This is a genomic window from Burkholderia sp. Bp9143, assembly GCF_003853645.1.
Lineage (GTDB): Bacteria > Pseudomonadota > Gammaproteobacteria > Burkholderiales > Burkholderiaceae > Burkholderia.
This window is the reverse complement of the sequence record NZ_QTPO01000116.1, coordinates 1-2,634: the sequence shown is the minus strand read 5'-3', so window position 1 is coordinate 2,634 and position 2,634 is coordinate 1. Positions and strand designations below refer to the sequence as shown.

The window sequence follows — 2,634 nt, the reverse complement described above, 5'->3', positions numbered from 1 at the left end:
TGTCAACGGGCGGCGTAAAGGAGCCAGGGATGGGCGGCGTAATGGCGCCAGCAGAAGCGGGGGTAAAACGCAGATTCGAACGGCTTCAAGATTGCGGTTTTTTGCCGTTTTTCGCAACCCCATTTTCGGACAATCCAGGCATCGGTTTAGGGTCGCGCTGGCTCTTGCCTTCGAACACGAGCCGGTAGGCGCCGTGGCGTAATCGATCGAGCGTCGCGGCACCGAGGATGCGGTTGTCAGGGAAGGCGGCGCCCCATTCCTCCAGATCGAGATTCGAAGTCAGGATGGTCGAAGCTCGCTCGTACCGGGCGGCAACGAGATCGTGGAAGTCCTCGTCGTGCGGCACGCGCAGCGGCTTGAGCGCGAAGTCGTCGATGATCAGCAGCGGCACCCGGACGTACTGCTGGAACTTCCTGTCGTAGGCGTCGGTGGCCCGCGCGGCGTGGAGCTTTTTGAGCAGTTCGGTTTGCGAGATGAACAGCACGTTGTGCCCCTGACGGGCGGCGCAGTGACCGAAGGCCTGCGCCAGATGGCTCTTGCCAGTGCCGGTCTGGCCAGCCATCAGGATTCCGACTTTCTCGTCCAGGTAGCGGCCGGTGGCGAGATCGTGGACATAGGCCCGGTTCAGGTTCGGCAGCAGATCGAAGTTGAAGGTCTCGAGCGTCTTGCCCATCGCGAAGCCGGCCCGCGACAGGCGGGCGTTGAGCTTCTTGTTCTCGCGACGCGCAACTTCGTCGTGCAGCAGTGTCGCGAGGAACTCGGTGTAGGCGAGCTGTCCGTCGATGGCCTCGCGGTTGCGCAGTTCGAGCGAGTCGAGGATGCCGGACAGGCGCAGCTGTTTGAGGATGGTGTTCAGTTCTGGACTGGGGTTCATGGGATCAATGGAGCAGCAGCGAGTGGAGATCGCGGCCGAAGCGGCCGCCGTTCAGGTACGTGTCGGCGTTCGCCGCCGCGGGCTTGGGCACGCTTTCGCTCTCGAGCCCTTTGTCGAGGATGCCCTTGACCGTGCGGTACTTCGGGCTGTTGAAGGCGAGTGCTCGAGCGCAGGCGGCGTCCAGCCGCTGATCGCCGACCTTCTCCCGCAGCCGGACGATGCCTTGCGCGCCGCGCAGATTGACGAGTACCGTGTCGTGGAACAGCGCGAGGACGACGTCGTGGCACGACGGCCCGATCTCCTTGGCGCGCGCCAGGCACCACTGCGGATCGTGCTCGAGCCAGGCCTGCGCCTCGGGCGGCTGGTGAGCCGGCACGGTATGGCGGCCGCCGGCGCGCTGCCGCGGATGTGTGGCGACGAGCTCGTGCCGATGGAACAGCTGGATGACCGTGTCGGTCGCCTTCAGCCACAGCTCCTTGCCGACCAACGCATACGGCGCCGAGTACCGCGCGTACTTGTAGACGACGTGGCCGTCGCGGTGCAACTTCACGCATTCCCAGACCGACAGCTTCGGCGGCACGTCGGGCAACGACATGAGCAGCGGTTTTTCGATCGCGAAGCGCGCCAGCGGTTGCTCCTGCGTGGTGCCGTGGGTGCGGGTACCGGCCTGCTGCATGACCCACTCGCGCAACTGCCGGTTGGCGTCGGTCCGGTCGCGGAACTCGCGCAGCGGCACGAACGATTTCTTGACGTATTTGACGCCCGCCTCAACGATTCCCTTTTTCTGGGGATCACGCGGCGGACAGGCGTCGATCCGGAATCCATACCCTTCGGCCAAGGCGGCGTAGGAGCGCTGCGCGGCCGGATCGTAGCGACACGCCCGGATGATCGCGCACTTCGCGTTGTCGATGATGACCCGGCTCGGTACGCCACCGAACCATTCGAAGGCGCGCCGGTGACAGGCCAGCCACGTCTCGACAGTCTGGTCCGGAACGATCTCGGCGTACTGATGGCGCGACCAGCACAGCGTCATCACAAAGATCCAGGTTTTGAGCTCAATCCCGTCGACCGTCAGCATCGGCCCGGCGCCGAAGTCGACCTGCACGGCGTCGGCCGCCTCGAAGTCCAGGATCGTCGTCGCCTTGACGCCGCGCTCCGCGATCAGGTGTCGTCGCATACGCTTCACGGCGTCATAGCCGCCAGCGTAACCATGATTGCGTTGAAGGGCGGCATGTATCGTAGTGCCCTGGACGCCGGCGTCAATCCAGTTACGGATCTGCTCGCGAAACGGCTCGAGCGTCGACACACACGTGATCGGCAGGTGCAGCGTGCGGCCGAATATACCGACGATCGTCGCGTCGTCCGGCAACGGCAACGCCGGATCGAGCCAGCCGCGCACGCTTGCTTCGTTGCGTACGGTCTTCAGCTTGCGCCGCCCCATCAAACCGACACGCGCGATGTCGCGGTCGGAATCGCCTTGCCGCATACGGACAAGGACTTGTCGATACTCGAACACTTCGAACCTCCGATTGGTCACGGCCGCTCCGTTCAAAAAAGAACGAGCGTACCGACTTGGAAAGTTCGAATCGCGCTCTTGCCCCGATACTGCTGGCCTCTACATGCCGCCCTTGGGCTGGCTCCTTTACGCCGCCCATCGAGTGGCCTCATTACGCCGCCCCTGGACTGGCTCCATTGCGCCGCCCATCAGGTGGCCTCATTACGCCGCCCCCGGATTGGCTCCATAACGCCGCCCCGTGACA

At 64.4% G+C, this 2,634-nt stretch carries 2 protein-coding genes; both read right to left on the bottom strand.

Going from position 1 to position 2,634, the window contains the following annotated elements; genetic code table 11:
• Window positions 1–85: 85 nt before the first annotated feature.
• Window positions 86–874 (bottom strand): IS21-like element helper ATPase IstB, encoded by a 789-nt coding sequence (gene istB / locus DIE23_RS38810; protein ID WP_124618153.1) that lies wholly within the window; start codon window positions 872–874, stop codon window positions 86–88.
• Between the two features lie 4 nt (window positions 875–878).
• Window positions 879–2,390 carry an IS21 family transposase gene (istA, locus tag DIE23_RS38805; RefSeq protein WP_221623391.1) on the bottom strand — a complete coding sequence of 504 codons (1,512 nt, stop codon included), beginning with the start codon at window positions 2,388–2,390 and terminating at the stop codon, window positions 879–881.
• Window positions 2,391–2,634: the final 244 nt, after the last annotated feature.

Coding starts and splice junctions, on each gene's coding strand:
- istB (WP_124618153.1), bottom strand. CDS start 874: ATGAACCCCAGTCCAGAACTGAACACCATCCTCAAACAGCTGCGCCTG.